This is a genomic window from Sorangium aterium, from assembly GCF_028368935.1.
GTDB lineage: Bacteria > Myxococcota_A > Polyangia > Polyangiales > Polyangiaceae > Sorangium > Sorangium atrum.
Map to the genome: position 1 here is coordinate 2,277,272 of NZ_JAQNDK010000001.1, position 25,461 is coordinate 2,302,732.

A 25,461-nucleotide genomic window follows, 5' to 3' on the forward strand; every position below is an offset into this window, starting at 1 on the left:
CGGAGCTCCTGGCCGCTCAGCCCTCCTGCGTGAGGTACCGGAGGAGCGCGTCCTCATCGCTCGTGATCAGCCGCTCGATGCCGTCATCCCTCGCGAGGCGCTGGATCTGGAGCGCGCCGATGACGCTCTGCACGAGCACGCCGACCCTCCGGAAGCCCCGCAGCCAGTGCGGCCGGAAGCGCTTCATCGTCGCCTCGAACGACGGGTCGTTCCTGCCAGGGACGGCGCGGACATCGATGAAGAGGGCGTGATGGGAGCGGCCCAGCCTGTCGAGGACGCGGATGAGCTCTCCCATCACGGCCTCGATCTCCTCCAGCGAGGCGAACGGCCTGGAGCTGCGGACGGTCCAGACGACGCGCAGGGACGCGTCGAACAGCACGGTGAAGTGGTCGTCCTGCCAGACCAGCTTCGGAGCAGGGGCGAGGCGATCCGACGTCATCGGGCCTCACGGCCGCGAAGGCGCGGAGCGGGGTCGGTTGTCGTCGATGGCGCGGCGGCGCATCAGGAAGGGCGCGTGCACCTGATCGTCCTTGTAGTTCGAGCAGAGCACGTACATCGCGATGTTCACGGCCAGGCGGAACGCGCGCTCCCGCTGCGCCTCGCCCCCGGGCGTGACCTCGACGCTCGGCCCCCCGCCCTCCGAGCGCGCCAGGGCGCCGGCGAGGTCGTGGTCGGAGAAGATCACCTGCGGCATGCCGCCGCGCACGATCGCGGAGAGCTTCGGCGGGCCCTCGACCCGGCCGACGGCGCGCGGGAGGAGATAGAAGGAGCGGAAGACGACGTTCTCCGTGCCGATCGGGATGGGAGAGCCCTCCGGCAGGACGCGGGCGAGCTCGCGCCGCGCGGCGCGGCCGAACGCGCCGCTCCCCGGGGCGAAGTCGTCGACGAGGAGCACGCCGCCGAGCGCCAGGAAGCGGCGCAAGCCGAAGACCTCGCGCTCGGTGAGCGGCGGGAGATCGCCCTCGCCGCCCCAGAACGCGAACGGCTCGGCGAGCAGCGCCGGGTCGTCGGCGCGGACCGTGGTCGGGTTGCGGCGCGCCGGCGCGCTCGTCCGCCGCTCCAGCTCGAACGACCAGCGCGCGGGGGCGGTGGCGCGCACCCCCTCCCATCGCGCGTCGCCCGTCAGCAGCGGCCGCGGGTTCCACGCCCCCTCCTCGCCGAAGGCGCGCACGGGGCGCGGCACCGCGAGGAGGAGCAGCGCGGAGACCAGCACCAGCGCCAAGACCATGAGGCGCCGCGGTCGCGCCGCGGCGAGGCGCAGCGGCCGGGCCGAGGCGGCTGGGCGCGAGGGCGGCAGCGCCACCTCACCGCCCCGGCCGCGCGGCCGGCGAGCGCCGAGCCGGCCGAGCCATCGCCTCAATCGAAGTCCTCGACCCGCCATACGCCCGCCTCGCGCCGGAGCTTCACCTCGTGCCCACCCGGGATCTGCACCGTCGCGGAGTCGCCGGCAATCCGGACCTCGAGCCCCTCGGGCTGAGCGAGCCCCTCGACGAGCGAGCGGAGGTCGCTCTCGATGGCGGCGCGCGTGGCCGGCGTGAGGACGCGCAGCAGGCCGGCGTAGCTGCGGCGCGCGAGGACGCGGCGGAGCTGCTCGAGGGCCTGCTCGGGGGTGCGGCCGCCCGCAGGCAGCGCGTCGGCGGCCGAGATCCGGAAGGCGCGCTCCCGCTCGTCGAGCTCGAGGGTCGCGATCTCGCCGTCCGGGTAGCGGACGCGGGCGCGGGTCTTGACCACGACCCCCGGCGCCGTGACGCTCCGCGCCTGCTCCGCGAGCTCGGCGCGCGCCTCGGCGACGCGCCGCCGCACCTCGTCGCGCGACATCGCGGTGCGGCTCTTGTCGCTCAGCATGCCGTAGATGGCGTCGGCGTCGCCGCGCGCCGCGGCGTCGGCGTAGACCTGCACCGCCTCCTTGGGGTCGGGGAGCGAGGACGACGCGCAGGCGAGGCCGGACAGCGGCAAGAGCGGCAAGAGCGACAGGAGCGGCAGCGGCAGCCGCGGCGATCGAGGCGATCGCGGCAAGAGAAGCGCGAGCAGCGAGGTGAGGGCGCGCGGCACGGGGCGAGCCTAGTACATCAACGGCGGCGCGTCCCAGCGCCATGGACGAGCGCGGCGGCCGCCGTGAGGGGCCCGGCCGTGGTAAGCCGGCTCCTTCCGCGCCTCGCCTTCCCGCTCCACGACCCGAACGAAGCCGCCGCCGCATGACCGACGTTGTTGGAAAGCTCTGGGGGTTCTGCCACACGCTGCGCCACGACGGCATCGACCACGGGGACTACATCGAGCAGATCACCTACCTGCTCTTCCTGAAGATGGCCGCCGAGAGGGGCATCGATCTCTCGCGCGTCGAGCACAGGACGCCCCGCGGCGAGGTCGATGCGACGGACTGCTCCTGGCCCGCGCTGCGCGCGCGCAGCGGGCAAGCGCTGCTCGACCGCTACGCCGACGTCCTCCGATCCCTCGACGGAGCCCCGGGCGTCCTCGGGGAGATCTACGCGGGCTCACAGCCGCGCTTCAAGAGCCCCGCGAGCCTCGGGAAGCTCGTCGACCTCATCGACGAGATCGAGTGGACGCGCCTCGGCGTGGACATCCAGGCCGCGGCGTACGAGGGCCTGCTCGAGAAGGCCGCCGCCGAGGGAAAGAAGGGCGCGGGGCAGTACTTCACGCCCCGCGCCCTGATCCAGTCGATCGTGCGGTGCATCAGGCCCGATCCGCAGGGGAAGCCGGGCTTCTCCCTCTGCGACCCGGCGTGCGGCACCGGGGGCTTCCTTGTCGCCGCCTGGGAGTGGATCGAGGCCGAGGCGCGGGGAGCGCTCGACCGGGAGGCGGCGCGCCGGATCAAGGCCGGGGCGTTCTTCGGCCAGGAGCTCGTCGCGCGCCCCCGCCGGCTCGCGTTGATGAACCTGGTCCTCCACGGGATCGAGCCGAGGATCACCCTCGGCGACTCGATCGACGCCCCGCCGCCGGACGAGCGGTTCGACGTGATCCTGACGAACCCGCCGTTCGGCACGAAGGGGGCGCACGAGACGCCGCGCCGCGAGGATTTTGCGATCGCGACAGCGAACAAGCAGCTCAACTTCATCCAGCACGTGCTGACGATCCTGAGGCCTGGCGGCCGGGCGGCGATGGTCCTGCCGGACCATTGCCTGTTCGCCGACCAGGCAGGCGCGGTGCTCGAGATCGTCGCCGGGGGCTGCGACCTCCACACGGTGCTCCGCCTGCCGCACGGGACCTTCACGCCGTACAGCGCCGGGGTGAAGGCCAACGTCGTCTTCTTCACGAAGGGCCGGGCGACGGAGAGGGTCTGGATCTACGACGCCAGGACGGGCGTCCCGTCGATCACCAAGAAGGGCCGGCCGCTGTCTCCAGCGCACTTCGCGGAGTTCGAGCGGTGCTACGGCGGCGACCCCGACGGGCGCGGGGCGCGCGAGGCGGCGAGCTCCAGCGAGGGTCGGTTCCGCAGCTTCGAGCTCCGCGAGGTGAAGGAGCGAGAGTTCAAGCTCGACGGGCTGAGGTGGCTCAGGGAGGAGTCGCTCGACGAGGCCGGCGAGCCGCCCGAGCCGGAGGAGCTGGCGACCGACGCCCTCCAGGAGCTGGCGGAGGCGGTCGCCGCGCTGAACCGCGTGCTCACGCTGCTCGAGGGCGGGGCGAAGGCGGCGGAGGCGTGAGCGGGCCGCTGCCCGAGGGATGGACCGAGACGACGCTCGCGTCGCTCTGCTCGCACCGGAGCGGGAGCTCGAAGCTCATCAAGGGGAAGCTCCACGCCGAGCAGCGGCCAGGGCGCTACCAGGGGTTCAGCGCCGCCGGCCCCGACGTGTGGTGCGACGGCTGGGAGCACGAGGGCGCTGCGATCGTCGTCTCCGCCGTGGGGACGCGGTGCGGGAAGGCGTTCAAGGCGCGCGGGCGGTGGTCGGCGATCGCCAACACCCACGTGGTCTGGCCGGATGAGCGGGCCATCGACGTCGACTACCTGTTCCTCCACCTCAACGACGAGGGATTCTGGGCGAAGGGCGGCTCCGCGCAGCCGTTCGTCAAGGTGCGCGAGACGTTCGAGCGGCCCTTCTCTCTGCCTCCCCTCCCCGAGCAGCGCCGCATCGTCGCGAAGGCCGAGGCGCTGCTCGGCGAGGTGGACGCGGCGAAGACCCGGCTGGCGAGGTCGTCGCTGCTCCTCCGGCGGCTCCGGCAGGCCGTGCTGGCGGCGGCGTGCTCGGGGAGGCTCACCGAGGACCTGCGCGCGCCGGGCGCCGCTGCGCCGGCCGAGGGACCGGCGGAGCCCCTGCCACGCTGCTCGACGTTGGCGCCGGCCGCGCCCGGGACGAGCAGCGACGGGCCGGGGCGTCCCCTGCCGCCGTCCTGGGTCCTCTGCCCGTTCGGCTCCCTGGTGGACAACCACGATGGCCGACGCGTCCCCGTGAGCTCCGCGGTTCGAGAGAGGCGCCGGGGGCCCTATCCGTATTACGGCGCGTCGGGGATCATCGACTCGATCGATGGCTACCTGTTCGACGGCGATTACCTGCTGATCGCCGAGGACGGCGCGAACCTCCTGTCGAGGAACACCCGGGTGGCGTTCGCCGCGAGCGGGAGGTTCTGGGTGAACAACCATGCTCATGTGGTCCAGCCGAAGGCCGGCGTGGTCCTCGGGTACCTCGAGCTCTTGCTGAACTCGCTCGACCTGCAGCACCACGTGACCGGCTCGGCGCAGCCGAAGCTCACGCAGGCGGCGCTCAACGGCATCCCCGTCCCGGTGCCGCCGTCGGAGGAGCAGGCGGAGATCGTCCGCCGCGCACAGGCGCTCTTCGCGCTCGCCAGCGAGGTCGAGGAGCGCGTGGCCCGCGCCGCGGCCCGGGCCGACAGGCTACCGCACACGATCCTCGCCAGGGCGTTCTCCGGAGAGCTCGTCCCCACCGAGGCGGCGCTGGCCCGCGCGGAGGGGCGGGGCTACGAGCCGGCGGAGGCGCTGCTGCGCCGCATCCGGCGCAACGGGGTGAGCGGCTAGCTCTCGGTTTGATCGACATCGAACTTCATCGATCCTCTCGCTTCCTCGGCCCCCGCACGCGTCCACCACCGTCCCTCCACGGTAGCTCCTCCCGCTTCTGGAATCGCCACGGGTCGCCTTCCGTTATCCTCAGCACGCCTCATCGGATCACCTTCGCCCACGGCTCCACGCCGTCATCGCGGGTCCGATCCGATGAAGCGCATGATCCCGAGGAGGTGCTCATGAAGGTGCGGATTGTCGTGAGTTACGTCCCCCGCTATCGCCGGGGCCACCGCTTCCACTTCGTCCCGCCCGTCACCGGGATTCACCTCGCGGCGATCACCCCGCCTGAGCACGAGGTCGAGCTCTTCCACGAGCAGGTGCGCCCCGTCCCCGTCGACGCCTCGCCGGACGTTGTCGCGCTCTCGTTCTTCTCCGGCTTCGCGCGCCGCGCCTACGCGCTCGCCGATCGCTACCGCGCCCTCGGCGTGCGCGTCGTCGCCGGCGGGCCGCATGTCTCGTACTGGATCGAGGAGGCGCTCGAGCACGTCGACGTGGTGGTCACCGGGGAGGCCGAGGCGGTCTGGCCCTCCGTCCTGCGCGATCTCGCGCGAGGCACGCAGCGGCGCGTCTATCGCGGCGAGCCGACCTCGCTCGCCGGGCTGCCGACCCCTCGCTACGATCTGCTCGAAGAGCGCTTCCTCGTCCCCCGCGTGCTCCAGGCGACGCGCGGGTGCCCGTTCACCTGCAGCTTCTGCACGGTGCCGGACCTCAACCCCGGCTTCCGCGTGCGCCCCATCGACGAGGTGATCCGCGACATCGCCACCACCCATTTCCCCCGCTTCTGGCAGGAGAAGGTCGCGTGGTTCTGGGACGACAACCTGCTCGTCCAGCGCCGCTGGGCCAAGGAGCTCCTGCGGGAGCTCGCCGGGCTCGATCGCTGGTGGCTCACGCAGGCATCCATCGATATCGTCAAGGACCGGGAGCTCCTCGACGCGATGGAGCGGTCCGGCTGTATCGGCATCTTCCTCGGCATCGAGAGCCTCGACGAGGCCGATCTCAAGAGCGTCGACAAGCGCCAGAACCGCGCGCGCGAGTACCGCGACGCCATCCGCAAGCTGCACGATCGCGGGATCTGCGTGATGGCAGGCTTCATCTCGGGCTTCGACGATCAGACGCCGGAGGTCATCGCCTCCACGGCCGATCGGCTGAACGAGATCGGCGTCGACGTCCCGTTCCTGAGCATCCTCACGCCGTTCCGGGGCACGCCGCTGTACGACGAGCACCGGCGAGACGGGCGCATCCTGGAAGAGCGCGACTGGCCCCATTACAGCGGCTATGGGGTCGCCTTCCGGCCGGCGCGCATGTCCCCCGAGCAGCTCCTGGCCGCCCACCGCCAGATGTGGAATCGCGCCTTCGCCCCGGCGGCGGTGCTGGAGCGCCTCGCGCGCGGCGCGCGGTCGCTGAGCCGCGGCGCCATGATGCTGTCGGCGGCGATGAACGGCTTTTACGGCCTGAAGCAGATCACCGGCAACGAGCCGGCCGCGCCGCCGCTCGAGCCGAAAGGGACGATCCGGCACCCCGCGCCCGGGGACGCCCCGGCCCGGCTCTCGCGCCTCGGCCTGAAGCGGGACGGCGTCGGGATCTCTCAGTGATCACCGGTCCACGTACACAGCGAGCGTCGATGATCTCGACGGTCACCACGCCGTTGTCCCTGACGTCGCGACCTCTGCTCATCCCCTGCTCGAGCCCACAGGACGCCCTGCACGCAGCGCATCCGGCGGCTCGCGGGGGCCCTGGCCCGCCAGGTCAAGGCCGCTTGACAAGCATGCTGAGCGGACTAGACCCAGGCGCTCGTGCGCGAAGGTAGTTTCATGAAGGCGAGGAGCAAATCGATGTCATGAGACATTGTGCTTCCGACGTGCTTCGTGCCCGACGGTCTGGCTGGCACCTCGGAGCAGCAGCGCCGGTGCAGGCGCGCCGCGGGTGGAGCCTGCCCCGACGCTGAAGATCTGCGCCTCGCGTCCGATGATCTCAGCAACTGGGGGGATGGGACATGACGACGATCGAGAAGCTGGTTCCAGGCCGCTTGCTGGCCGCTGCCGTGGCCCTGGCCGTGAGCCTGCGCGCCGCGCCTGCGCGTGCGATCACCGGGAATTACAAACCCGACCCGGTACACACCTACGTGGGCCTCGTCGAGTTTTACAATCAGGACGGCGTGCCTTCGTTTCAATGTTCGGGCAGTCTGCTGTCGCCGCGCATCTTCCTGACGGCTGGGCACTGCACGAACGACGCGTTCAATTGGTCTTACGCGCGAGTCTACTTTCATCAGTTCGCGGCCACGAGCTTCGACCCGGCGACGCAAATGGACCCCGTGACGGGCTATCCTACCGGATGCGTCGGAGACGACCCGTACTGTGTCACCGGCCACACGCTGTACGACTTCGGCTTCGTCGGCTTCCCCGGCTTCATCCCGAACACCCACGACGCGGGGATCGTCGTGCTCGACGAACCGGCTTCGTTCCCCACAAATTTCCCGAGCCTGGCCGCCCCCGGCACGCTGGATCAGCTCGCGACGCGGCGGGGGACCCAGGACACCACGTTCGTCGCGAGCGGTTACGGGGTATCGGACAACTGGCCTCCTGACAGACCGGTGGTGTGGTTCGGCCAGCGATTGATGGCCACCACGAAGCTGCAGAACCTGAGGAACGTATTCACGGACGGCTACAACTTCCAGGTCTCGATGTCTCCGGGAAACGATCGGGGCGGGCTCTGCATCGGCGATTCAGGCGGACCCGTGCTCTGGGATGACAGCGACATCATCGCCGGCCTCGTCAGCTTCGGAAAACACCGGCAGTGCCTCGGCAACGGGTTCGCGTTCCGGGTCGATCAGCAGGAGCTGCTCGACTGGATCCTCGAGATAGCCGCGACGGTGGGTGAAGACGACCTGATCTCGGTCGTGCCGATCCCGGCCGGCTGACTCCATGGCGAGCCACGACATGGCAGGGCGATCAGGGCAAGTTTGGAGGGTGGCGGTCATGAGCGCTGGCGTCCACGAACATGCGATTGCTACGACTGTAACAGACATGAAAGGCTCGCGTGTCGCGTGCCTCCAGCCACGGCGCCAGGTCGAAGCAGCCATACAGTCACTTGACGCCGAGGGCGCGAGAGGGTGATGCTCCGCCGCCATGGCGGGCTGGAAGCAGGTGAACGCGTGCCTGGCGATGGGGCTGGTCGGGCTCGCGGCTGCAGCGGCAGGCGGATGTACCGCGCTGGCGGGGCTGGACGAAAGCTACCATCTGGTGGACGGGAGCGGAGGCGGCGGCGCCTCGGGCGGCAGCTCGACGGGAGGCGAGGCCGGCGGCGCCTCGGGCGGCAGCTCGACGGGAGGCGAGGCCGGCGGCGCCTCGGGCGACAGTTCGACGGGAGGCGAGGCCGGCGGCGGCGATGTCGGCGCCGCGGGCGGAGCCGGTGGCAGCGTCGAGTGCGCGACCTGCTCGTTGCCCCCTTACGACACCGACGATCCGGCCGACCTGTGCGAGGCGTCGGCCGAGATTTACGAGGGGCTCATGGACTGTCTCTGCGCTGCCTGCGGCCTGGTGGAGGAGTTGCCCTGCTATGGTGCGTGCGGCGCCGGCGAGGCGCGGAGCGCCGAGTGCAACGACTGCCTCGTCTCTGTGGCCGCCGAGGTGGAGGGCGAGTGCGAGCCGGAGGTCGCGGCGTGCGAGTTCGATACGGGCGAGTGAGCTCGGCCCCCGGGTATCAGCGCTCGCTCAGCAGGGCGTGAACATCTCGGCGCCGAGATAGGTGTTCGTGAACTGGCTGTTGACCGGATTGCCCAGGTAGTCGTAGCACTGCACGTTCACCTGGGTGTCCGAGCCGACGCCGGTCCAGTACGAGACCTTGCAGTACTGGTTGCCATAGCCGTACGCCGTGACCATCGCGGTCGAGTTGTACGACAGCATGTTCGGGTACCGGACGAAATGCGACCCGACGGGCGCGTTGTGCCCCGCGCTGATGCCCGGGCCGAAGTAGCAAGGATGCAGCGTGTTGTACAGACGCGTGTAGCTCGCGGGCGGGGTGTACGACGACGACACCGGGTCGCTCGCCCACGCGAAGCCGCCCACGCGGCCGGTGCTCGGCAGGCCGAGGTGATAGCTGAGGCTGAACAGGCTGTCGGCCGACGCGCCCGCCGCGCCCCAGCAGCCCACGTCGATGAGGGTGTCGGCGCCGCTCTGGGTCCAGCCCGAGACGTTGCAGTACTCCATCCCGCCGCCGTACGCGGTGACATGCACGGTGCTGCCGGTGGCGGACATGCCCGGGACGCGGACGGTGTATCGGCCGGTGTTCACGCGGGTGATGGTGCTGTACTGGCTGCCGCTCGTGTACTGGTACGTCGTCGAGGGCGTGTACGGCGCGTTGAGCGAGGCAGACGTCTGGTCGTTCCACAGGTACGCGCCGCCATAGCTGTTGTTCTCGCGCGAATAGAGGGCGACGAAATACGTGTTCACCGGAGCGCCGCCCACGGTGTGGCAGCGGACGTTCACGCGGAGCGTGGTGGCGAGGGCGCCGGTGCCCCACGAAGCCACCTTGCAGCGGTCGCTGCCGCTGCCGTAGCTCGCGACCTGCACGTTGCCGCCGGCGCCGGCGAGGTTCGGAAAATCGACGTAATAGACGCCCGTGCCCGTGTTGGTGATCGTGTTGGTGCCGCCGGCCGAGTTGTACGAGTACGAGGCGTTGGCGTTGATGGTGCCCACGCTGGTCAGGGTCGACCATACCCATCCGAAGCCCTGCGTGGACGAGCTGGAGAGCATGGCCTCCTCGGCGCTGCCGGTGTCCTCTTCGGAGAGCGCCGCGGCCTCGGGATCCTGCATATCGGCGACGCAGCCAGCCGCGACCGTGGCGGCGAGCGAGGCGAAGGACGACACGAGTACAGCGAAGATGCCATTCTTGAGCATCGACATGGGGAGACCTCTCGGGGTGAAATAGGGACTGGGGTGCGCGCCCTCTCTCGCGGTGCGCAGCTTCGTGGCGACGCGGGGCTCATTGCAGCGCGCGGGCCAGACGCCGGGCGCGCGAGCTGCTGCGGGTTTCCGGGGGTTCTCGCGAGGAGGGCGGGGCCGACGGTGGTCTTGGCGTCACACGCGGCGGCGGGACTGTCGCCTGGCAGAGGACAAGGGCGGCGCGGCCCCGCAGCCCATCACGACCATCGCGCCGCCCGGCGCAGCGGCGCGCATGATCTCGCGAAGACCCCGGCTCAGCCTGCGGGAAGCCCCGCGCCTCCGCCCCTGGCCGCCCCTACGCCCGAGCGTATCACCTCATGGCTTGTGGCGCGGCGACCGCGCGGGCATGAAGCCCGCTCATGCCCCTCCGAGAGCTCCTTCCCATCGTCCTCCTCGGCGCAGGAGTCGCGCTCGGGGCGGGGAGCGCGGCCTGCGCCGCACGACAAGGCTCGACCGGCGCGAGCTCGTCGAGCGCCGCCGCGCAGCCGGCGCGGCCGAGCGCACCGGCGAGCGCCTCCGCGGCGGCGCCGGCGCAACCGGCGGCGAGCGACCCGGCCGCGCCCGGAGGAGCCGCGCCCGAGCCGTCGCCCCCGTCGGCCGAGCAGATCGCGCGCCTCCCGCCGGGCGCCGCGATCTACGCCTCGCTTCGCAACAGCGCCATCGACGTTGCCGTCCAGTACGTGCCCCAGATCGCCGAGGTCCTGATCGAGGCGAACCGCGCGCTCGGCAGCCAGGATCCGCCGGACGTGACGCTCGCGAAGGCCGGCATCGATCCGCGCAGGCCGATCCTGGGCGCCGTGGTGCCGGCGTCCGAGAAGAGCGCGCGCGCGGTCGTCGACGCCATGGCCAAGGGGGCCTCCGGCAAGGCGCTCGAGAAGGTCGTCCGCGGGCACGCGGCGGACGCGACGCGGGTGCGGCTCCTCGTCCCGCTCGTGAGCGGGGCGGACCCGCGGCGCGCCCTGGCGACCGTGGTCGACGTCCTTACGGGCGGCGCCCCGCTGGACGCGTGCCCGGGGGCAGCGCGCTGCGCTGGCTTCGGCGCCCGGGCGCCGCTCGGCGTGGCGCAAGGCGGGATCGCCGCCGTCGCGGTCTACGCGGACGGCGCCGACCTCCGGCTCGACGTCGTCATGCCGCTCTTCGGGTCCGGCAGCGATCCGGCCGCCCTGAAGGAGCTCGTCGCGTTCAGCGAAGAGGTCGGGGGCCCGGAGGGCCGGTGCTCCAGGTTCGACGCGAGCCCCGTCGTGTCGGTGTGCATCGATCCCGACCGGATGGGCGAGCTGGGCGCGACGGACGGCTACGGCAAGATCACGAGGGCGCTCTCCGGAGGCCACGTCGATCCGAAGGCGATCCCGGGGATCGCCGCCCAGGGCTTCGCCGAGGCCCGGCAGAACCTCTGGCTCGCCGCGCCGGCGCGCAGGCTCGCCAGCGACGGCACCCTCGGGGTCACCGTGCAGGGCAAGCGGGGCCGCTTCGTCGCGTCGTGGGCCCTGACGGACGCCTCGCGCGCCGGCGTCGAGAGGGCGTTCGCCGCCGAGCGATGCGCCGTCGGCGACGCGGCGGTCACGGAGCTCTTGCCGGCGCTCCGCGCGGCGGTCGGCGAGCCGGGGAAGGGCTTCGACGACCCGAAGAAGGTCGTCACCGCGTTCGAGGAGGCAGGCTGGTCTGCCTACCTGATCGCCGCCGCCGGCACATGGCCAAACCTGCTCGGCGTGATCGCGGGCGTGCTCGAGCGGGGCCCCGGGACCGACCCCGACTACCATGTGTGCGCCCGATACGATGACGGGCGGCTCGTCCTCGTGTCCGAGATCCGGAGATGACAGCGCGCCTCTCGCCGGGCGCCCAGGCCGCGCCGGCGCGATGGTACAAGAGGAGTACGCACCCGCCATGAGCACCGCCCTCCCCGCTTCCTTCGCCGATCTCCCGCTCCTGCGGGGCCGCAATCCCCTCGCCCGCCGCATCGAGACCCGGCATGGCTTCCCCATCCTCCCCGGCCGCTTCCCGGTCGTGGGCCACCTGCCGGCGATGGCCGTCGACGAGCTCGACCTGCTCCGCGAGGGCCAGCGCCGCTTCGGCTCCCTCTTCTTCTGGGCCCCTGGCGTCGATGCATGGCAGCTCATCTACGCGTCGAACGAGGCCTTCTCGCTCTTCAAGAGCAAGGCCGTCGACTCCTCGTACCTGACCGAGCGCGGCGTCGGTCACATCTTCGGTCAGACGCTGATGGCTCACGACGGCGCCTCGCACCGCCGCCTCCGCACCGCGATGAACGGGCCCTTCTCGCCGAAGGGCCTCGACGCCGCGGAGGTCGGCGCGATCGTCGCGACCAGCGTCGAGCGCAAGGTCCGCTCGTGGCTCGGCCGGCGTGACGTCCCGCTGCTGCGCGAGACCCGCGAGCTGGCCCTGGAGGTGATGTTCAAGATCACCGGCGTCGAGGACGACGAGCTCCCCGAGTGGCGCCACCATTACGAGGATCTGATGCTCGTGGTGTTCAGCCTGCCCGACGTGCCGGGCTCGCCGCGGCGCCGCGGCCTCCGCGCCCGCGCCTGGCTCGACGAGCGCATCGGCCGGATCCTCGCCGGCGTGCGCGCCCGCGGCGACGCGAAGGGCCTCCTGCCCGCGCTGCTCGCGGCCCGCGACGAGGACGGCGAGCCGCTCTCGGAGCAGGATCTCGTGGGCAACCTCCGCCTGCTCCTCCTCGCCGGCCACGAGACATCGGCCTCGGTCATGGCCTGGTGCGTCGCCCACCTCGCCGAGAGCCCCGCGGTCTGGCGCGCGCTCCGCGAGGAGGCGTCGAGCGCGCCGGATCTCCCGCGCTCGCCCGCGGATCTCCGCCGCTTCCCCTACGCCGAGGCCGTGTTCCGCGAGGCGCTCCGCCTCCACCCGCCGGTGGCGCACGACGCCCGCCGCGCCATCGCCGATTTCGAGATCGAGGGCCGCGCCGTCGCCGCAGGGACCCACGTGGCGATCCCGCTGGTCCTGCTCTCGCGCGATCCCGAGCTCTACCCGGATCCGGACAGCTACCGCCCCGAGCGCTGGCTCGGCCGCAAGGAGGCGCTCTCGCCGCTCGAGATCGCCCAGTTCGGCGGCGGCGCGCACTTCTGCCTCGGCTATCACCTCGCCTGGATGGAAATCGTCCAGTTCCTCGTCGCGCTCGGGCGGAACCTCCCGGCCTCGGGCCCGAGGCTCCAGAATGGATTCCCCGCCTCGCGCTACCTCCCGGTGCTCCGCCCCGCGGGGGGCACGCGCGTCCGATTCGACGGCTGAGGCGCCGCGTCCGGCGACATCATGAATGGCCACGGTGCGTGGCGCGCCTCTCAATCCGCTCCGGCGAGCAACCGCTCGATCTCGCGCATCGTCTCGACGTCATCGCCGACCATCGCCTTCATCGACCGGATCCTGCGGCACACGATCTCAGCGATCTTGTCTTCAACGGTATCGTCGGCATACGCCCAGTAGACCTGCGCAAAGCGTCCATCGCGGTGACAGCGGCCCTCGATCTGCGCCATCTGGATCGCCGACCACCGCAGATCGTGGATCACCTCCGAGCGCGGCACCTCGTTGTGCTCGCCCTGGTGGAGCGAGATCCCCTCTTCCACGGTGAAGAGCACCACGCGCGGCTCGCCGCGCTGGAAGCGGAGGCGCTCTGCCTCCTTCTCGCCGGCCGGCAGCGCGCCGTGGATCAGCGCGCACGGGACGCGCTCCCGGGCCAGCGCGGCCTCCACGGCCTCGAGCGTCTCCATGAAGGCGATGGAAACCGCGACCTGATGCCCGTTGTCGAGCAGCTCACGCACCAGCTCCACGGTGCCGGCCACGCGGATGAGCGAGCTCTTCTGTCGCAGGCGCAGCGTCGCGGCGAGCGCCGACCTCGGGTTCGCGCCCTTTGGCAGGAGGTCCATCTCCCGGCGGAACGCGGTCCACGCCTGCGCGTAGAGCTCGCGCGCGGAGGCGTCGAGCTCGAGCGGGGTGAGGATGCGGTTGATCGCGGGCCAGCCGGCCACGTCCTCCGGGCGACGCCGCATCCCGACCGCGGGACGGCCGTCGAACAGGAGGGCACGCACCTTCTCGCAGTCCGCCGGATCGCCGCGCCAGTCCCACCTGCCGAACGCGCCGCGCGCAACCCCGAGCCCCTGGCCTTCGCACCACTGCTCGAAGTCCTTCAGATCCGCGGAGCGGCTCCCGGTCGCGCTCGCCAGGAGCGGCGCGAGATACGACAGCTCCAGCGGGTTCTGCCCGGCGGTGGCCGAGAGCCACAGCACGAACCGTGCGCGTGCGTTGAGCTTGACCGCGAGCTTGGAGCGCGCCGCCGCCGGGTTCTTGCAGCGGTGGCTCTCGTCCCAGATCACCACGTCGAACTCCGCGGCGCTGCCGGCGCGCGCAAGGCCCTTCTTCGATCGGATCCTTCGCCGCGCCTCCGGGGTCACCTCGAAGAGCTTGCCCAGCCGATCATAGTTGATGATCACGATCTCTTTGCCTGCGTCGCCCATGGCCTGAACCGTGCGGCGCCAGTGCGCGACGACGGCGAGCGGGCAGACGATCAGCACCGTGGTGACGTCCGGCATTTCGAGGACCGCTGCCCAGGCGGTGATCGTCTTGCCGAGGCCGACGTCGTCGGCGAGGAGGAACCCGGCGCGCCTGGCGGCCTTCGCGGCGGCGATGGCCCGCACGCCGTCCAGCTGGTGCGGGCGGAGGACCATCGCCCCGGCGGGGGCGGCCGGCGCGGGCGCGGGGTCGTCGTTGAGCTCGTGCTCGACGCGTCGCTCCCACGAGTACGGCGCGGCGCGGAACGGCGCGAGGGCCGGCGGGAGCGTCTCTGCGCGAACGACGAACACGCCGTGCTCCGCGTCCCAGCGCGCGCCGCTCGCGGACGCGACCGCGCGCATCGCGAACGGGACGTCGAGCACATGGGCTCGCTCCGGCGCCGCACGCGGAGCGGGAGCCGCCGGAGCAGCCGCTGTGGAAGCTCTACGCGGGGCCGACACCGTTCGCTTGGCTCGCATCGTCGTCATGACGACCCTGATACCAGCGCGGACGCGCGCCCGCGCAGAAAGCAGCCATGATGTCGCGATCGGGCCGTACGACGCGCCGGGCACACTGCGCTGGAGCTCGCTCGCGGGCAGCCGGGGAGACCAGATCCCGTGTTGCGCAACGATCGATAAGGAGCAGCTCCGAGCGGTAGGGGCTCGAAGCAAGACCTCTCACGGTCGAGCTAGAAGACGCCGCGCATGGCGGCGCCGAGGTGCAGGATCTGGAGCGGCGTGTCCGAGGGCGTGCGGAGGGGGCGCAGCTGGTATTCGAGGACCAGCGCAGGCTGCGCGTCCTCCTCGGGGAAGAGCACGAAATCGAGGCCAGCGCCCGCGTAGAGGTCGGCGCGGAGCGCGCCTCGCTCGCCGCCGACCTCACCGCCCAGGCTCAGAAAGGGATCGATCCGCTCGTAGGCCGTCATCTCGGCGAGGGCGAGCGGCCGAAACTGGCCGCCGAGCGCGAGCACGCCGCCGTCACGCCCCTCCACCTGCTCATAGCGGATCGCGCCGGCGAGCCCGATTCCGCGCACGCTCATCGAGGCGCGCAGGCTCACCCCGCCCGGCTCCGCCCAGTCGCCGATCGCGCCCGCGGCGCCTATCTGGGCCTGGCCCCAGAAGCGGAGCTCATTGAGCGCCTCGACGACGGCGGAGCCCAGGCCGGTGAACGCGGGCGCCGAGTCCGAGGCGCTGGCGGCGGCCGGAGACAGGAGCGCGGCGGCCACGGTCGCGGCGCCGAGGGCGCGCCCCGCGGGCGAGCGCGCGCGGAGGAGGGCGCGGAGGAGGACCTCGTCCAGGGCGGGCGGCGCGGCGGCGCTCATCGCGCGAGCCTATCACCCCTCGCGTGGGCGCCTGAAGGAGCCCTGCCGTTACGGCGGCAACGCCTCGTGGAGCCCCGTTCCCTGGAGAGACGCCCCTTCGGCGACAGCGCCGCGCCGGCTGCTCGGGCCGCCGGCGGTGCTCCTGGTGGACGGGCGTCGCCGCGCCTCAGAGCCCGCAGCTCGGATAAAGGTTGAAGGCGCCGTCCGCGGTGAGCTTCGACGAGATCGACTCCGGGTACGACACACCGTCCGCGTGGCACGTCGCATAACCGGCGGCGTTCGTCGTGCAGTCCGTCTCGTTCGGGAGCGAGCCCTTGCACGGTCCGAGGAGGGTGAGCTTGCACGTCGGCGACGAGTCGCAGATGCGCAGCTTCGCGAACTGGCTCCACACATTGCCGCACGCGAGCTGCGCGCCTTCATCCGCGCAGGCATAAGCGACTTCCTGGCCCGGGACGAAGATGTTGCCGAACATGGTCGCGTCCGGGAACGTGTACTGCGCCGGGTTCATCCACGGCGCGTCCGCGAGGCCCGGATGCTGGCCCACCATGCGAATCGGCACCTCCTCCAGGAAGCCGTTCAAGGTCTGGAGGATACACGCCGTCACCCAGCGCTGCGGGGACGTGGCGGTCATGGCCTGGCTCCGCCACGGGGCCGCGAGGCCGAGCGCCCCCTGGTACACGTAGGAGGACGCGCCCACCACCCCCTTCACCGTCATGTCCGGGCGGAGCGCGCAGCCCACGACATAGTGGAGGAGCTTGCGGCCCTGCGCTGTCTCCAGGAGCGGCGTGTTCACCAGCTTGCCAGCGCCGTCCGCGAGCGGCGCCATGGCGAGCCGCTGGAGCATCTGTATCGTCCGCGGCTCCCAGAGGAACTTCGGATCGTCGCCGTTGGGAAAGACATACGCCTGCTCGACCGACGCCACATCGCCCTCGGCAGCGATGTCCTCCTCGTTGCCGTCGGCCGGCACCGGCGTCACCACACATCCAAGCGCGAACAGGCACGTACCGAGCAGCGCAGTCACCGGGGTTCCCAAGCTCGACATGATTCTCTCCTGAGGCGACGCCGTGCGGCGCGTCCTGACCGGCTACTTCCAGCTTTCGTGCCAGGCGGCCGACCCCCTCCCGCGCGGGAAGCCGACGTGCGTTTTTTTGACAAAACATCAACAACATCAAATATTTACAATCTGGCCCCGGCGCGAGGGCGGGCGCCCGGGGGCGTCGGATGGAGGCTCCGCCCCTCACCCGCTGGTGCCCGGAGCCGCCATCCGATCCAGCTGAGCCGCGAGCCGCGCCAGCCGCGCGCGGAAGCCCGGCGCCTCGTCGAGCTGCGCTGTCGCTTCCTGGAGAGCACAGGCGGCCTCCCGCGGCCGCCCGCCGGCGATCGCCATCTCGGCGCGCATCGAGAGCAGCTCGACGAGCTCGATCGCCAGGAGACCGCCCCGGCACCGCGACAGCACGTCCTCCCACGGATCGGCGCTCGCGGACGGCTCGCGGGCGCGGAGGCCCTGCTCGCAGAGCGCCAGGTGGACCGCGCGGTAGAACGCCCACAGCGAGGGCGCCGAGGGGTCGGGCGGGCAGCTCCGCTCGATCCACGAGAGGTGGCGGCTCGCGTCGTCGTGGCAGCGCCTCGAGACGAGGATGCGCGCAAGGAGCAGGGAGCACTCGGGCGCGGCGTGCTCGAAGAACCGCCGCTCGAGCACGTGCGCGCGGCGGGCCAGCTCCAGCGCCTCGTCCCCGTGGTCGCTGGCGTGGAGCAGCTCCGCCGCGTTCAGCGTGACGTGGCGCTCCAGGACGGGGTTTCCGAGCTCGCGCGCCAGCGCGATGGCGTGGCGCATGTCGGCCATGGCGAGGTCGAGCTCGCGCCGCATTGCCCGCAGCGGGATGCGGCACGTGCAGGCGGCGCAGAGGTGAGGCCAGTCCTCGGCGGACGACGCCAGGGCGAACGTCTCGTCGAAGCGGGCGTTCGAGAGGTCGAGCTCTCCCAGCCACATCAAGGCGGGCGACAGGAGGAGGAGCGCGACGATCCTGGTCCCATAATCGCCCTCGGCCTCCGCGCTGGCGGCGCCTCGCGTGAGGAGCTCGACGGCCTCGGCGACCCGGCCACGCCGGAAGCAGGAGCGCCCCTCGGCGACGAGCACGCGGCCCTCGAGCGCGCGCGCGCCGAGCCGGTTGACGAGCGCGCGCACGCCGAGCCGGTTGACGAGCGCGCGCGCCTCCTCGACGCGCTCGGCCGAGCGCTCGAACTCGCCCGCCCAGTCGAGCGCGGCCGCCTCCTCGAGCAGCACGTCTGCGAGGGAGGCGTCGTCGCCGAGCTCCACGGCGAGCGCCCGCGCGGCCGCGAGGTCGTCCGTGGCCTCGCGCGTCCGGTCGACGCGGTAGCGGCTCTTGCCCCGCCCCGCCAGCGCGCGCGCTCGCCGGCGCGCGTCGTCGGCCGCCGCGAACGAGAGCGCCGCCGTGTAGTGCCGGTCCGCCTCGACGTGGCGGTGCCGCGCGAACGCGAGATCGGCCAGCGTGAGGCACGCGTCCGCCGCCGCCTCCCGCGCCCCGCACCCGCCGGCGTGCCGCGCGAGCGGCGCCAGGAGCTCCGGGCGAGGCCCCTCCGCCTCCACCCTGGCCGTGAAGTAGGCGAGCGCGCGCAGGTGGATCTGCGCGCGCTCCGCCGGGTCGAGCAGCTCGACCACCGCGTCCCGGAAGACGGCGCTCTGGAACGAGTACCGCTCGCCCGCGCCGCGCTCCAGGATCGTTTGCTCGACGAGGGCGCTCAGGCCGTAGCCCGCGTCGATGGGCGTGCCGGCGTCCCCCGCCCGGGCGATCGAGTCGAGGATCTGCTCGAGCTCCGAGCGGGCGAACGAGTCGCCGAGCACCGCGCAGAGCCGGACGCACGCCGCGAGCTCCGGCGAGAGCGCGTCGAGCCGCCGCTCCGCGAGCCATTGCCACGCGGGCGACGGGGGGAGGCTGTCGAGCTCGGCCGTGGCGACGTAGTGGGTGCCGGCGTTCACGCGGCGCTTCACGAGGCCGGCCCGCTTGAGCGAGCGCACGAGCTCCATGAGGCACGCCGGGTTGTTGCCCGCCCAGCGCGCGAGCCGGCGCAGCGTCTCGGCAGGGGGGTACTCCGCCGGCCGCAGCAGCTCGGCGGCGAGCGCCATCGCCGCCGCGTCGTCGAGCGGCGCCAGCGCCGCGCGCTCGTGGCGCTGGGTGCGCGCGCCCCAGGCGCGGCGCACCTGCTCGAAGCGCGGGTGCGCGGCGACGAGCACCCACAGCGCGACGCCGGCGCCGTCGAGCGTTGCGTACTCGAGCGCGTCGACCAGCGCGTCGTCGGCCCAGTGCGCGTCGTCCACGATCACCGCCACCGGCCCGCGCTGGGCGCGCCGGCGCAGCGCCTCGCCGAGCGCCTGGACCACGCCGTGGTGGAACGAGGCGGGCGCGCCGCGCGCGGGCAGCGGCGACCAGCCGAGCGCCGCCGCGACCGACGGCCACGTCGCCTCGCCGAGCGCGGCGCCGAGCCGCTCGCGGCAGAACGCGGCGACGTCCGGCGGCGCCTCCGCGGGCGCGTCGAGGACACGGCCGAGGAGCCCCGCCGCGTCGCGCGCCGCGTCGCCGAGCAGCGGCTGCGCCGCGCGGAGCGAGACAACGAGCGCCCCGGCGTCGCAGCGGAGCGCCGCCGAGGCCGCCTCCGCCGCGAGGCGGCTCTTCCCGAGCCCGGTGTCGCCGATCAGCGTGAACAGACCGGGGCACGTGCCGTCGAAGGCCGCGCGCGCGCTCTCCGCGATCGCCGCGAGGACATCGTCGCGGCCGGCGAGCGGGGCCTCGATCTCGACCGACGGCTCGGCCTCGGCCGAGGCGGGCCGGCTGTCGCCGTCCTCGCGCGCCGGCAGGGCGCGCTCGATCTCGGCGGAGAGGGCGACGCCGGACCACGGCTCCGGCGGCAGCCAGGTCTCGGGTCGCTCCACGGCGGCGCCGTACGCCGAGACGGCGCCCCGCGCCCTGCGACGGAGGGTGACCGACGCGAGGTGCAGCGCCGCGCGCGCCCCGTGCTTCCCGGCGAGCTCGCGCGCGGCGGCGAGCGCGGCCTGCGCCGGGTGATCGGTGTCCTTGCCAGAGAAGACCGCCACGTAGCGGCTGCCGCGCTGCCGCGTGATGAACCCTTTGCGGCCGGTCACGGAGGCAATGACGGGCGACGCCGCGGTGGTCGTGTCCGCGACGAGCAGCACGACCGAGCTCCGCCCCCCGGCGATCAGCCTGGCGCCGGTGGAGTCCGCCGGCGGCGCGGCGCGCGCGGGCGGCGCGCCCGGCCCGGCCGGCGCGAACGTGGCGCGCGCCGCGGCGAGGGCACGCCGCAGCGCGGGCGCGTCCGACGGGCGGCGCTCGCGATCCTTGGCGAGGCACGCCAGCGTGAGCTCCTCGAGCGCCGCGGGCACCGGCGCGAGCTCGCCCGGACGCTCCGGGCGCAGCGTGAGGTGCGCATGCTCGAGCGAGGCGCCGTCGCCCGCGAAGGGCAGCCGAAGCGTGAGCAGCTCGAAGAGGATGACGCCGAACGCGTACACGTCGGCGCGCACGTCGACCGCCTCGCCGCGGAACTGCTCCGGCGCCATGTACTCGGGCGTCCCCAGGACCACGCCGCTGCGGGTGAGGAGCTCCTCCCGCGCCGCGTCGCCAGGCGTGCGCTCGGAGCGCTTCGTGAGCCCGAAGTCGAGCAGCACGACGCGCTCGTCCGCCGCCCCGGAGCGGCGCTCGATGAAGAGGTTCTCCGGCTTCAGATCCCTGTGGATCGCGCCCCTGCCGTGGGCGGCCTCGAGCGCGGCGAGCACGGCGTCGGCCCGCGCCGCGGCCCAGCCCGGATCGGGCGGGGCGGCGAGGGCGGCGAGCTCCGAGGCGAGGGTGCGGCCGAAGAGCCGCTCCATCACGAGGTAGGGGCGACCATCGTCGAGCCGGCCGCACCTGTGGAACCGCGCCACGTGCGGCGGGCCGATGCGCTCTAGCGCGTCGGCCTCCCGGCGAAAGCGCTCTTCCAGCATCGGCGTGGTGGACATGCCGACCTTGACGGCGACCGGGGCGCCGTCCTCGTCCGAGACCCCCGCCCACACGATCGCGAAGCCGCCCTGCCCCAGGCGCTCGCCGAGCGAGACGCCGGGGACGCGCGGCGGAGCGGGCGCGGAGGGCTCGCCGGGCGGCGGCGTCCATCCGTCGAGGGGGCACGGCGCCATGCCCTCGCGACGCCGGTGACACAAAGGACAGCGATGCACTCGGCCTCTCCAACGCAGGCGCACAGGCGCGCGCGCGAGCGCGCACTACGCCTATGCTATCGTCGCGGGCCAGCATGGCACACGTCGATGACGACACCATCCCCAGCGCGCCGCGCGGGGTGGTGAGCCCCACCGACGAGACGGTCACCCTCTCGGCCGGGGAGGAATCCATCGCGGGTGGCCGGTGCAGCGCCGAGGTGCCCTCGCGCGCCGGAGACTATGTGCTCCAGAGCGTCCTCGGCGAGGGCGGCTTCGGCGTCGTCTACCGCGGCGAGCACGCGGCGCGCGGCACGAAGGCGGCGATCAAGGTCCTGCACGCCGAGCTCGCGCTGCACCCCGACGTGTGCCTCCGCTTCGAGCGCGAGGTCGTCGTGATGCAGCGGGTGCGGCACCCGAACGTGGTCGACGTGCTCGACGTCGGCAGGCTGGAGGACGGCCGCCCCTACTTCGTCATGGAGCTGCTCGACGGCGTCAGCCTGGAGGCGCACCTCGAGGCCCGCGGCCGGCTCCCGCTGGAGGAGGTGCTCGCCCTCCTCGAGCCGCTCTGCAGCGCGCTCGACGCGGCCCACGCGCAGGCGATCGTGCACCGCGACGTGAAGCCGTCCAACGTCTTCCTGTGCTCGGGCGACATGCAGAGACGCGGCCCCCGCGTGGTGCTGCTCGATTTCGGCGTGGCGAAGCTGCTCGACGCGCCCGGTCCCGCGCTGACCACGTCGCGGCACGTCCTGGGCTCGCCCTCCAGCATGTCGCCCGAGCAGCTCCTGGGCCGCCCTGTCGACGCGCGGACGGACGTCTACGCGCTCGGCGCGCTGGCGTACGCGATGCTCACGGGAGAGCCGCCGTTCTCCTGCGCGTCGTTCCCGGTGCTGCGCCAGCTCCACCTCTTCGCGAGCCCGCCCCGCCCGAGCGCGCAGGCGCGCGTGAGCCCGTCGCTCGACGACGTGGTGCTGCGGGCGCTCAGCAAGGCCCCGGCGGAGCGCCAGCCGTCGGCGGGGCAGCTGCTCGCCGAGCTGCGCGCGGCCGTCGCGGCGCCGCGGGCGGCGGGCGCGACGACCGCGGCGCCCCGGCGATCGGCCATGGGCATCCACGTGGAGGTGCAGGCCGACCCGGGCGCGCTCGATGAGCCGACGCCGGACTTGCTCGACGACTTCGAGTCCGTCCTGCCCTTCGCGCTGTCCGAGCTCACGAAGGCGGGGTTCTCGACCGCGGTCGAGACGGGCACGACCGCGCTGGTCACGGCCGACCGGCCCCTCGACCCGGCGCGCGACGAGGCCGCGCGCCGCGACGCGCTCGGCGCGGCGCTGTCGCTGAAGCAGCGGCTCGAAGCGCGCTCGGGGCGCGACCGGCGGGTGCACGTCCGGCTCTGCGTGCACGTCGGCGAGCTCCTGGCGAGCGCGGACGGCACGCTGACGGGCGGCGATTTGCTGGAGCTCTCCGGGTGGGTGCCCGAGGGGGCGGCGGAGGGGCTCTTCGCATCGCCCGCCCTGCTCGACGGCCTCGGCGTCACCGCGCACCCCGCGTCCGTCTCGCAGGGGTCGAGCGCGCTGCTCCGGGTGCTGGAGCCCTGGCAGCGGGCGTAGCCCTCGGCGCCCGCGCCGAGGCGGACTCGACGCGGCGCTCCCCGGCAGGCGGCGGCGCGGGACGCCGCGAAGCGCTGGCGCCCCCGGATTAAGGCCGGATTAAGGCCCAGCGCGCCGATCGAGCGGCATCCTCGCGATCATGAGCACCTCGTCATTCGCCTTCGTTTCGGTCGCCGCCGCGCTCGCCGTGAGCGCCGCCTCGTGCGGCACCACGGTCGAGTTCGGGGCCGGCGATCCGCCGGTGGTCGACGGCGGATCGCCGCCCACCGGCGATGGTGGGTCCTCGCCCGTCACCGAGCCCGGTAATGCCGGCGGGACGGTCACTGAGCCCGAGCCAGCACCCGAGCCGGAGCCAGAACCCGAGCCGGAGCCAGAACCCGAGCCGGAGCCTGAGCCTGCCCCCAAGCCGTACGGTGGGGCCGACCCGTTTCCCCCGCAAGAAATGCGTCTCGTGGCCGGCGGCGACAACACCTGCGTCGTGGGCATTCACGGTCACGTCGCGTGCTGGGGCAGCGCCGAGACAGGGCAGCTCGGGCTGGGGGGCTTCGTGGATCACTCGACCCCGACCTGGATCCCCGACCTCGACGGCGTGGTGGAGCTCGCCATCGGCAGCCTCGCGATGTGCGCGCGGCGGCTGGACGGCACCGTCTGGTGCTGGGGCTCGAATTCCCACGGCCAGCTCGGCGCGCAGACCGCCGACTGTCCCCGTCTCCGCTTCCCTTGCAGCGCGGTCCCGGTACAGGCGCCGGTCACGGAGGCTGTCAGTCTCGCAGCGGGCCCGCACCACGCCTGCGCCGTGCTGGCGCCGGACGGGGACGTCCAGTGCTGGGGCGCGGCGCCGAGGGTGACCGACTCTGGCTTCCACGCGCTCTCCGCGGCGGCGGGCTACGCCCATACGTGCGTCCTGTTCGCGCCCGCGCCCGGGCAGGATCCGGCGAGCGACGTCGTTTGTTATGGCGACAACGGCGTGGGTCAGCTCGGGCTGGGCACGAGCCTGGACGTCGCGTCCAGGCCGATCACGCGCGACGCCGTGTTCGGCTTCGTGCAGCTCGCCGCGGGCAACGACTTCACCTGCGGCGTCGACAGGGGCCAGCAGCTGTTCTGCTGGGGCCAGAACCAGTTCGGCGGCCTCGGCTGGGGCGTCGATGGCGAGGATTCCCCCGAGTGGTGCCCGGGGAACGGGCGTTGCGCGACGCAGCCAGTGCGGGTGGAGATCCCTTATGTGAAGCACGTCGCGGCGTACTACGAGCACGCCTGCGCGGTGGCGCAGCCCGGCGTCGTGTACTGCTGGGGAACCCCGTCACGCACGAGCCCGGCGAGCGCCGGGGAGTGCTGGCCGGGGTCTCCAGATTGCGCGCCCATACCGCGGTTGGTCTCCGGCGTGGTGAACGCGGCCTCGGTCGCCGTCGGCAACGGCCACGCGTGCGCGCTCACCGGCGCGAACGACGTCTACTGCTGGGGCCTCGACACGCACGGCCAGCTCGGCCGCGGCCCGGGTGCGTCGTTCGAGGCGACTCCAGTGCGCATCCAGATCCCGTGGGAGCCGAGGGACTGATTCCGCGCGTCAGAAATCCCGCCAGACCCAGAAGTACGCGCGCTCGGACCACCACTGCTCGTCGGTGACGCCTGTCTCCTGCTCGGCCTCGACCGCGTCCACCGAGAGCCTCGCCGCGCCTCGGACGTACCCGTCGACGAGGTGGACGGCGGCGAGCACCTCGCGGGCGGTGAGGCCGATCCCGCAGACCGCGCGGAGCTCCGCGTCGTACGCCGCCATCCCGTTCGGCCCCATCACGGGGCGTACCGGCGTCACGTGCAAGAACCACGGGTGGCGGTGGTAGAGCGCCCAGTCGGCGAGCGCCGCCGCCTCGAGCTTGGCCCGCCATCCCCCGGGGACGCTGTCCACGAGCGGCAGCTCCCCCGCCACGGTGTCCAGCATGAGATCCAGGAGCTCGGCCTTGCCCGGCACGTACCTGTACAGCGACATCGTGGTGAACCCGAGCTTCCCGGCGACCCGCTGCATCGACAGCGCCGAGAGCCCCTCGCCGTCGGCGAGCTCGATCGCGGGCTGCACCCAATGCACGGCGCGCGGGCCCTGCGACGGGCCGAGCGGGTGTCTAATGCGCGAAAGACGGCTCGCCCGGCGCCGTTCCCGCGGGGCTTGACACGGGCGAGAGTTCTATGGTTTCCTATCAGCCTGGTGATGACCATCTCCTACGCTGGGTTCGTGCCCAGAGTAGGGATGGGAAAGCCAAGGTGGGAGTGACAAGTGTGGCGGGATTATTGGCGCTCCAGCAGCTGAGCTTTGAGCAAGCTCGCCGCGCCTCGACTCCACGAATAGTCGGCACCCATTCGCAGCCCGCTGTCTCCCGTGGCAACGACAGCGCCTGTCCGGGCATCGCGCAGATGAAATTTGACGACGTACTCGGTGCGACTGATTCGACTTACGACACCGACCAAAGATTGCTCGGCACCCAGCTTCGATGCGATGTCGGCGTCGCAGTCATTGCAATCACGCAACGTATGCGTCTTTGCAGCGGGAGCACCCACGTTGCCGACATCGAGCAGTTTGTAGCGACCGGACTGCGCGAGGAGCTGACGGACCGTGTCTGTGCCTTTCTCCAGCTGCGCGGTGTCGGCTGAAGCAGTCCCTTCAGGCGACGCGCTGAAATCATCGAGCTCGAAATCGAATACAGCGAGTGTGATCGGTTGAGGTGCGGCGCCGGCCGCGAACGTTACTAGCAATGCGGCGCTCAGCATCAGCTTAAGCATGGATAGTCTCCTGTTCCCTGGTCTCGCCGACTTCAGTGAAGTCGTGTCACGCGTACCTCGGTCAT

Annotated in this window: 19 protein-coding genes; 9 read left to right on the forward strand and 10 right to left on the reverse strand. The window is 72.5% G+C overall.

Annotation, left to right across the window (positions count from 1 at the left end; all coding sequences use genetic code 11):
• Positions 1-16: 16 nt before the first annotated feature.
• The 3 genes from POL72_RS08120 to POL72_RS08130 form a co-directional block, all read right to left on the reverse strand.
• Entirely contained in the window at positions 17-439 is a 423-nt protein-coding gene (locus POL72_RS08120; protein WP_272094461.1) for a hypothetical protein, read from the reverse strand.
• A gap of 6 nt (positions 440-445) precedes the next feature.
• Complete coding sequence (locus tag POL72_RS08125; RefSeq protein ID WP_272094462.1) at positions 446-1,228, reverse strand: DUF4159 domain-containing protein; 783 nt, start codon at positions 1,226-1,228, stop codon at positions 446-448.
• Between the two features lie 128 nt (positions 1,229-1,356).
• Positions 1,357-2,052, reverse strand: a complete 696-nt coding sequence (locus tag POL72_RS08130) for a hypothetical protein (RefSeq protein ID WP_272094463.1) — start codon at positions 2,050-2,052, stop codon at positions 1,357-1,359.
• A 143-nt stretch (positions 2,053-2,195) separates the two neighbouring features.
• On the opposite strand from POL72_RS08130, the gene POL72_RS08135 reads away from it, so the two are divergent.
• The 5 genes from POL72_RS08135 (at position 2,196) to POL72_RS08155 (ending at position 8,712) form a co-directional block, all read left to right on the forward strand.
• The gene (locus tag POL72_RS08135; protein WP_272094464.1) at positions 2,196-3,659 is read left to right on the forward strand and encodes a class I SAM-dependent DNA methyltransferase; all 1,464 of its coding nucleotides are present in this window, start codon (positions 2,196-2,198) and stop codon (positions 3,657-3,659) included.
• Complete coding sequence (locus tag POL72_RS08140) at positions 3,656-4,987, forward strand: restriction endonuclease subunit S (protein WP_272094465.1); 1,332 nt, start codon at positions 3,656-3,658, stop codon at positions 4,985-4,987. The genes POL72_RS08135 and POL72_RS08140 overlap by 4 nt, the downstream gene beginning before the upstream one ends.
• A 221-nt stretch (positions 4,988-5,208) precedes the next feature.
• Complete coding sequence (locus tag POL72_RS08145) at positions 5,209-6,621, forward strand: B12-binding domain-containing radical SAM protein (RefSeq protein WP_272094466.1); 1,413 nt, start codon at positions 5,209-5,211, stop codon at positions 6,619-6,621.
• 401 nt (positions 6,622-7,022) lie between these two features.
• On the forward strand, positions 7,023-7,946 hold the full coding sequence (locus tag POL72_RS08150; RefSeq protein ID WP_272094467.1) for a trypsin-like serine protease: 924 nt from the start codon (positions 7,023-7,025) through the stop codon (positions 7,944-7,946).
• A gap of 208 nt (positions 7,947-8,154) precedes the next feature.
• Complete coding sequence (locus POL72_RS08155) at positions 8,155-8,712, forward strand: hypothetical protein (protein WP_272094468.1); 558 nt, start codon at positions 8,155-8,157, stop codon at positions 8,710-8,712.
• Between the two features lie 27 nt (positions 8,713-8,739).
• Here POL72_RS08155 and POL72_RS08160 read toward each other — a convergent pair whose 3' ends face one another.
• Positions 8,740-9,930 carry a hypothetical protein gene (locus tag POL72_RS08160; RefSeq protein WP_272094469.1) on the reverse strand — a complete coding sequence of 397 codons (1,191 nt, stop codon included), beginning with the start codon at positions 9,928-9,930 and terminating at the stop codon, positions 8,740-8,742.
• Positions 9,931-10,328: 398 nt separating this feature from the next.
• On the opposite strand from POL72_RS08160, the gene POL72_RS08165 reads away from it, so the two are divergent.
• The gene (locus tag POL72_RS08165; protein WP_272094470.1) at positions 10,329-11,786 is read left to right on the forward strand and encodes a hypothetical protein; all 1,458 of its coding nucleotides are present in this window, start codon (positions 10,329-10,331) and stop codon (positions 11,784-11,786) included.
• 67 nt (positions 11,787-11,853) lie between these two features.
• On the forward strand, positions 11,854-13,230 hold the full coding sequence (locus tag POL72_RS08170; protein ID WP_272094471.1) for a cytochrome P450: 1,377 nt from the start codon (positions 11,854-11,856) through the stop codon (positions 13,228-13,230).
• A gap of 50 nt (positions 13,231-13,280) precedes the next feature.
• On the opposite strand, the gene POL72_RS08175 is transcribed toward POL72_RS08170, so the two are convergent.
• The 4 genes from POL72_RS08175 to POL72_RS08190 form a co-directional block, all read right to left on the reverse strand.
• Entirely contained in the window at positions 13,281-15,155 is a 1,875-nt protein-coding gene (locus POL72_RS08175; protein ID WP_272094472.1) for an SNF2-related protein, read from the reverse strand.
• Positions 15,156-15,172: 17 nt separating this feature from the next.
• Positions 15,173-15,805 (reverse strand): hypothetical protein, encoded by a 633-nt coding sequence (locus tag POL72_RS08180; protein WP_272094473.1) that lies wholly within the window; start codon positions 15,803-15,805, stop codon positions 15,173-15,175.
• Positions 15,806-15,971: 166 nt separating this feature from the next.
• Entirely contained in the window at positions 15,972-16,847 is an 876-nt protein-coding gene (locus POL72_RS08185; protein WP_272094474.1) for a hypothetical protein, read from the reverse strand.
• Between the two features lie 195 nt (positions 16,848-17,042).
• Complete coding sequence (locus POL72_RS08190; protein ID WP_272094475.1) at positions 17,043-21,008, reverse strand: serine/threonine-protein kinase; 3,966 nt, start codon at positions 21,006-21,008, stop codon at positions 17,043-17,045.
• Positions 21,009-21,121: 113 nt separating this feature from the next.
• Between POL72_RS08190 and POL72_RS08195 the strand changes: the two genes are divergently transcribed.
• Together POL72_RS08195 and POL72_RS08200 are read left to right on the forward strand one after the other, a co-directional pair.
• Entirely contained in the window at positions 21,122-22,627 is a 1,506-nt protein-coding gene (locus POL72_RS08195) for a serine/threonine-protein kinase (protein ID WP_272094476.1), read from the forward strand.
• 139 nt (positions 22,628-22,766) lie between these two features.
• Positions 22,767-24,182: an RCC1 domain-containing protein gene (locus POL72_RS08200; protein ID WP_272094477.1), complete on the forward strand. Its 1,416-nt coding sequence runs from the start codon at positions 22,767-22,769 to the stop codon at positions 24,180-24,182.
• A gap of 9 nt (positions 24,183-24,191) precedes the next feature.
• On the opposite strand, the gene POL72_RS08205 is transcribed toward POL72_RS08200, so the two are convergent.
• Both POL72_RS08205 and POL72_RS08210 read right to left on the reverse strand, forming a co-directional pair.
• Entirely contained in the window at positions 24,192-24,698 is a 507-nt protein-coding gene (locus POL72_RS08205) for a TetR/AcrR family transcriptional regulator C-terminal domain-containing protein (protein ID WP_272094478.1), read from the reverse strand.
• A 206-nt stretch (positions 24,699-24,904) separates the two neighbouring features.
• On the reverse strand, positions 24,905-25,396 hold the full coding sequence (locus POL72_RS08210) for a DUF3280 domain-containing protein (protein WP_272094479.1): 492 nt from the start codon (positions 25,394-25,396) through the stop codon (positions 24,905-24,907).
• Between the last annotated feature and the right edge of the window lie 65 nt (positions 25,397-25,461).

What these genes read in the sequence shown, in the direction of transcription:
- POL72_RS08125 (WP_272094462.1), bottom strand. Translation starts at nt 1,228, where the DNA reads ATGGTCTTGGCGCTGGTGCTGGTCTCCGCGCTGCTCCTCCTCGCGGTG.
- POL72_RS08160 (WP_272094469.1), bottom strand. Translation starts at nt 9,930, where the DNA reads ATGTCGATGCTCAAGAATGGCATCTTCGCTGTACTCGTGTCGTCCTTC.
- POL72_RS08145 (WP_272094466.1), top strand. Translation starts at nt 5,209, where the DNA reads ATGAAGGTGCGGATTGTCGTGAGTTACGTCCCCCGCTATCGCCGGGGC.
- POL72_RS08185 (WP_272094474.1), bottom strand. Translation starts at nt 16,847, where the DNA reads ATGTCGAGCTTGGGAACCCCGGTGACTGCGCTGCTCGGTACGTGCCTG.
- POL72_RS08170 (WP_272094471.1), top strand. Translation starts at nt 11,854, where the DNA reads ATGAGCACCGCCCTCCCCGCTTCCTTCGCCGATCTCCCGCTCCTGCGG.
- POL72_RS08190 (WP_272094475.1), bottom strand. Translation starts at nt 21,008, where the DNA reads ATGGCGCCGTGCCCCCTCGACGGATGGACGCCGCCGCCCGGCGAGCCC.
- POL72_RS08195 (WP_272094476.1), top strand. Translation starts at nt 21,122, where the DNA reads ATGGCACACGTCGATGACGACACCATCCCCAGCGCGCCGCGCGGGGTG.
- POL72_RS08200 (WP_272094477.1), top strand. Translation starts at nt 22,767, where the DNA reads ATGAGCACCTCGTCATTCGCCTTCGTTTCGGTCGCCGCCGCGCTCGCC.
- POL72_RS08135 (WP_272094464.1), top strand. Translation starts at nt 2,196, where the DNA reads ATGACCGACGTTGTTGGAAAGCTCTGGGGGTTCTGCCACACGCTGCGC.
- POL72_RS08210 (WP_272094479.1), bottom strand. Translation starts at nt 25,396, where the DNA reads ATGCTTAAGCTGATGCTGAGCGCCGCATTGCTAGTAACGTTCGCGGCC.
- POL72_RS08165 (WP_272094470.1), top strand. Translation starts at nt 10,329, where the DNA reads ATGCCCCTCCGAGAGCTCCTTCCCATCGTCCTCCTCGGCGCAGGAGTC.
- POL72_RS08180 (WP_272094473.1), bottom strand. Translation starts at nt 15,805, where the DNA reads ATGAGCGCCGCCGCGCCGCCCGCCCTGGACGAGGTCCTCCTCCGCGCC.
- POL72_RS08155 (WP_272094468.1), top strand. Translation starts at nt 8,155, where the DNA reads ATGGCGGGCTGGAAGCAGGTGAACGCGTGCCTGGCGATGGGGCTGGTC.
- POL72_RS08120 (WP_272094461.1), bottom strand. Translation starts at nt 439, where the DNA reads ATGACGTCGGATCGCCTCGCCCCTGCTCCGAAGCTGGTCTGGCAGGAC.
- POL72_RS08150 (WP_272094467.1), top strand. Translation starts at nt 7,023, where the DNA reads ATGACGACGATCGAGAAGCTGGTTCCAGGCCGCTTGCTGGCCGCTGCC.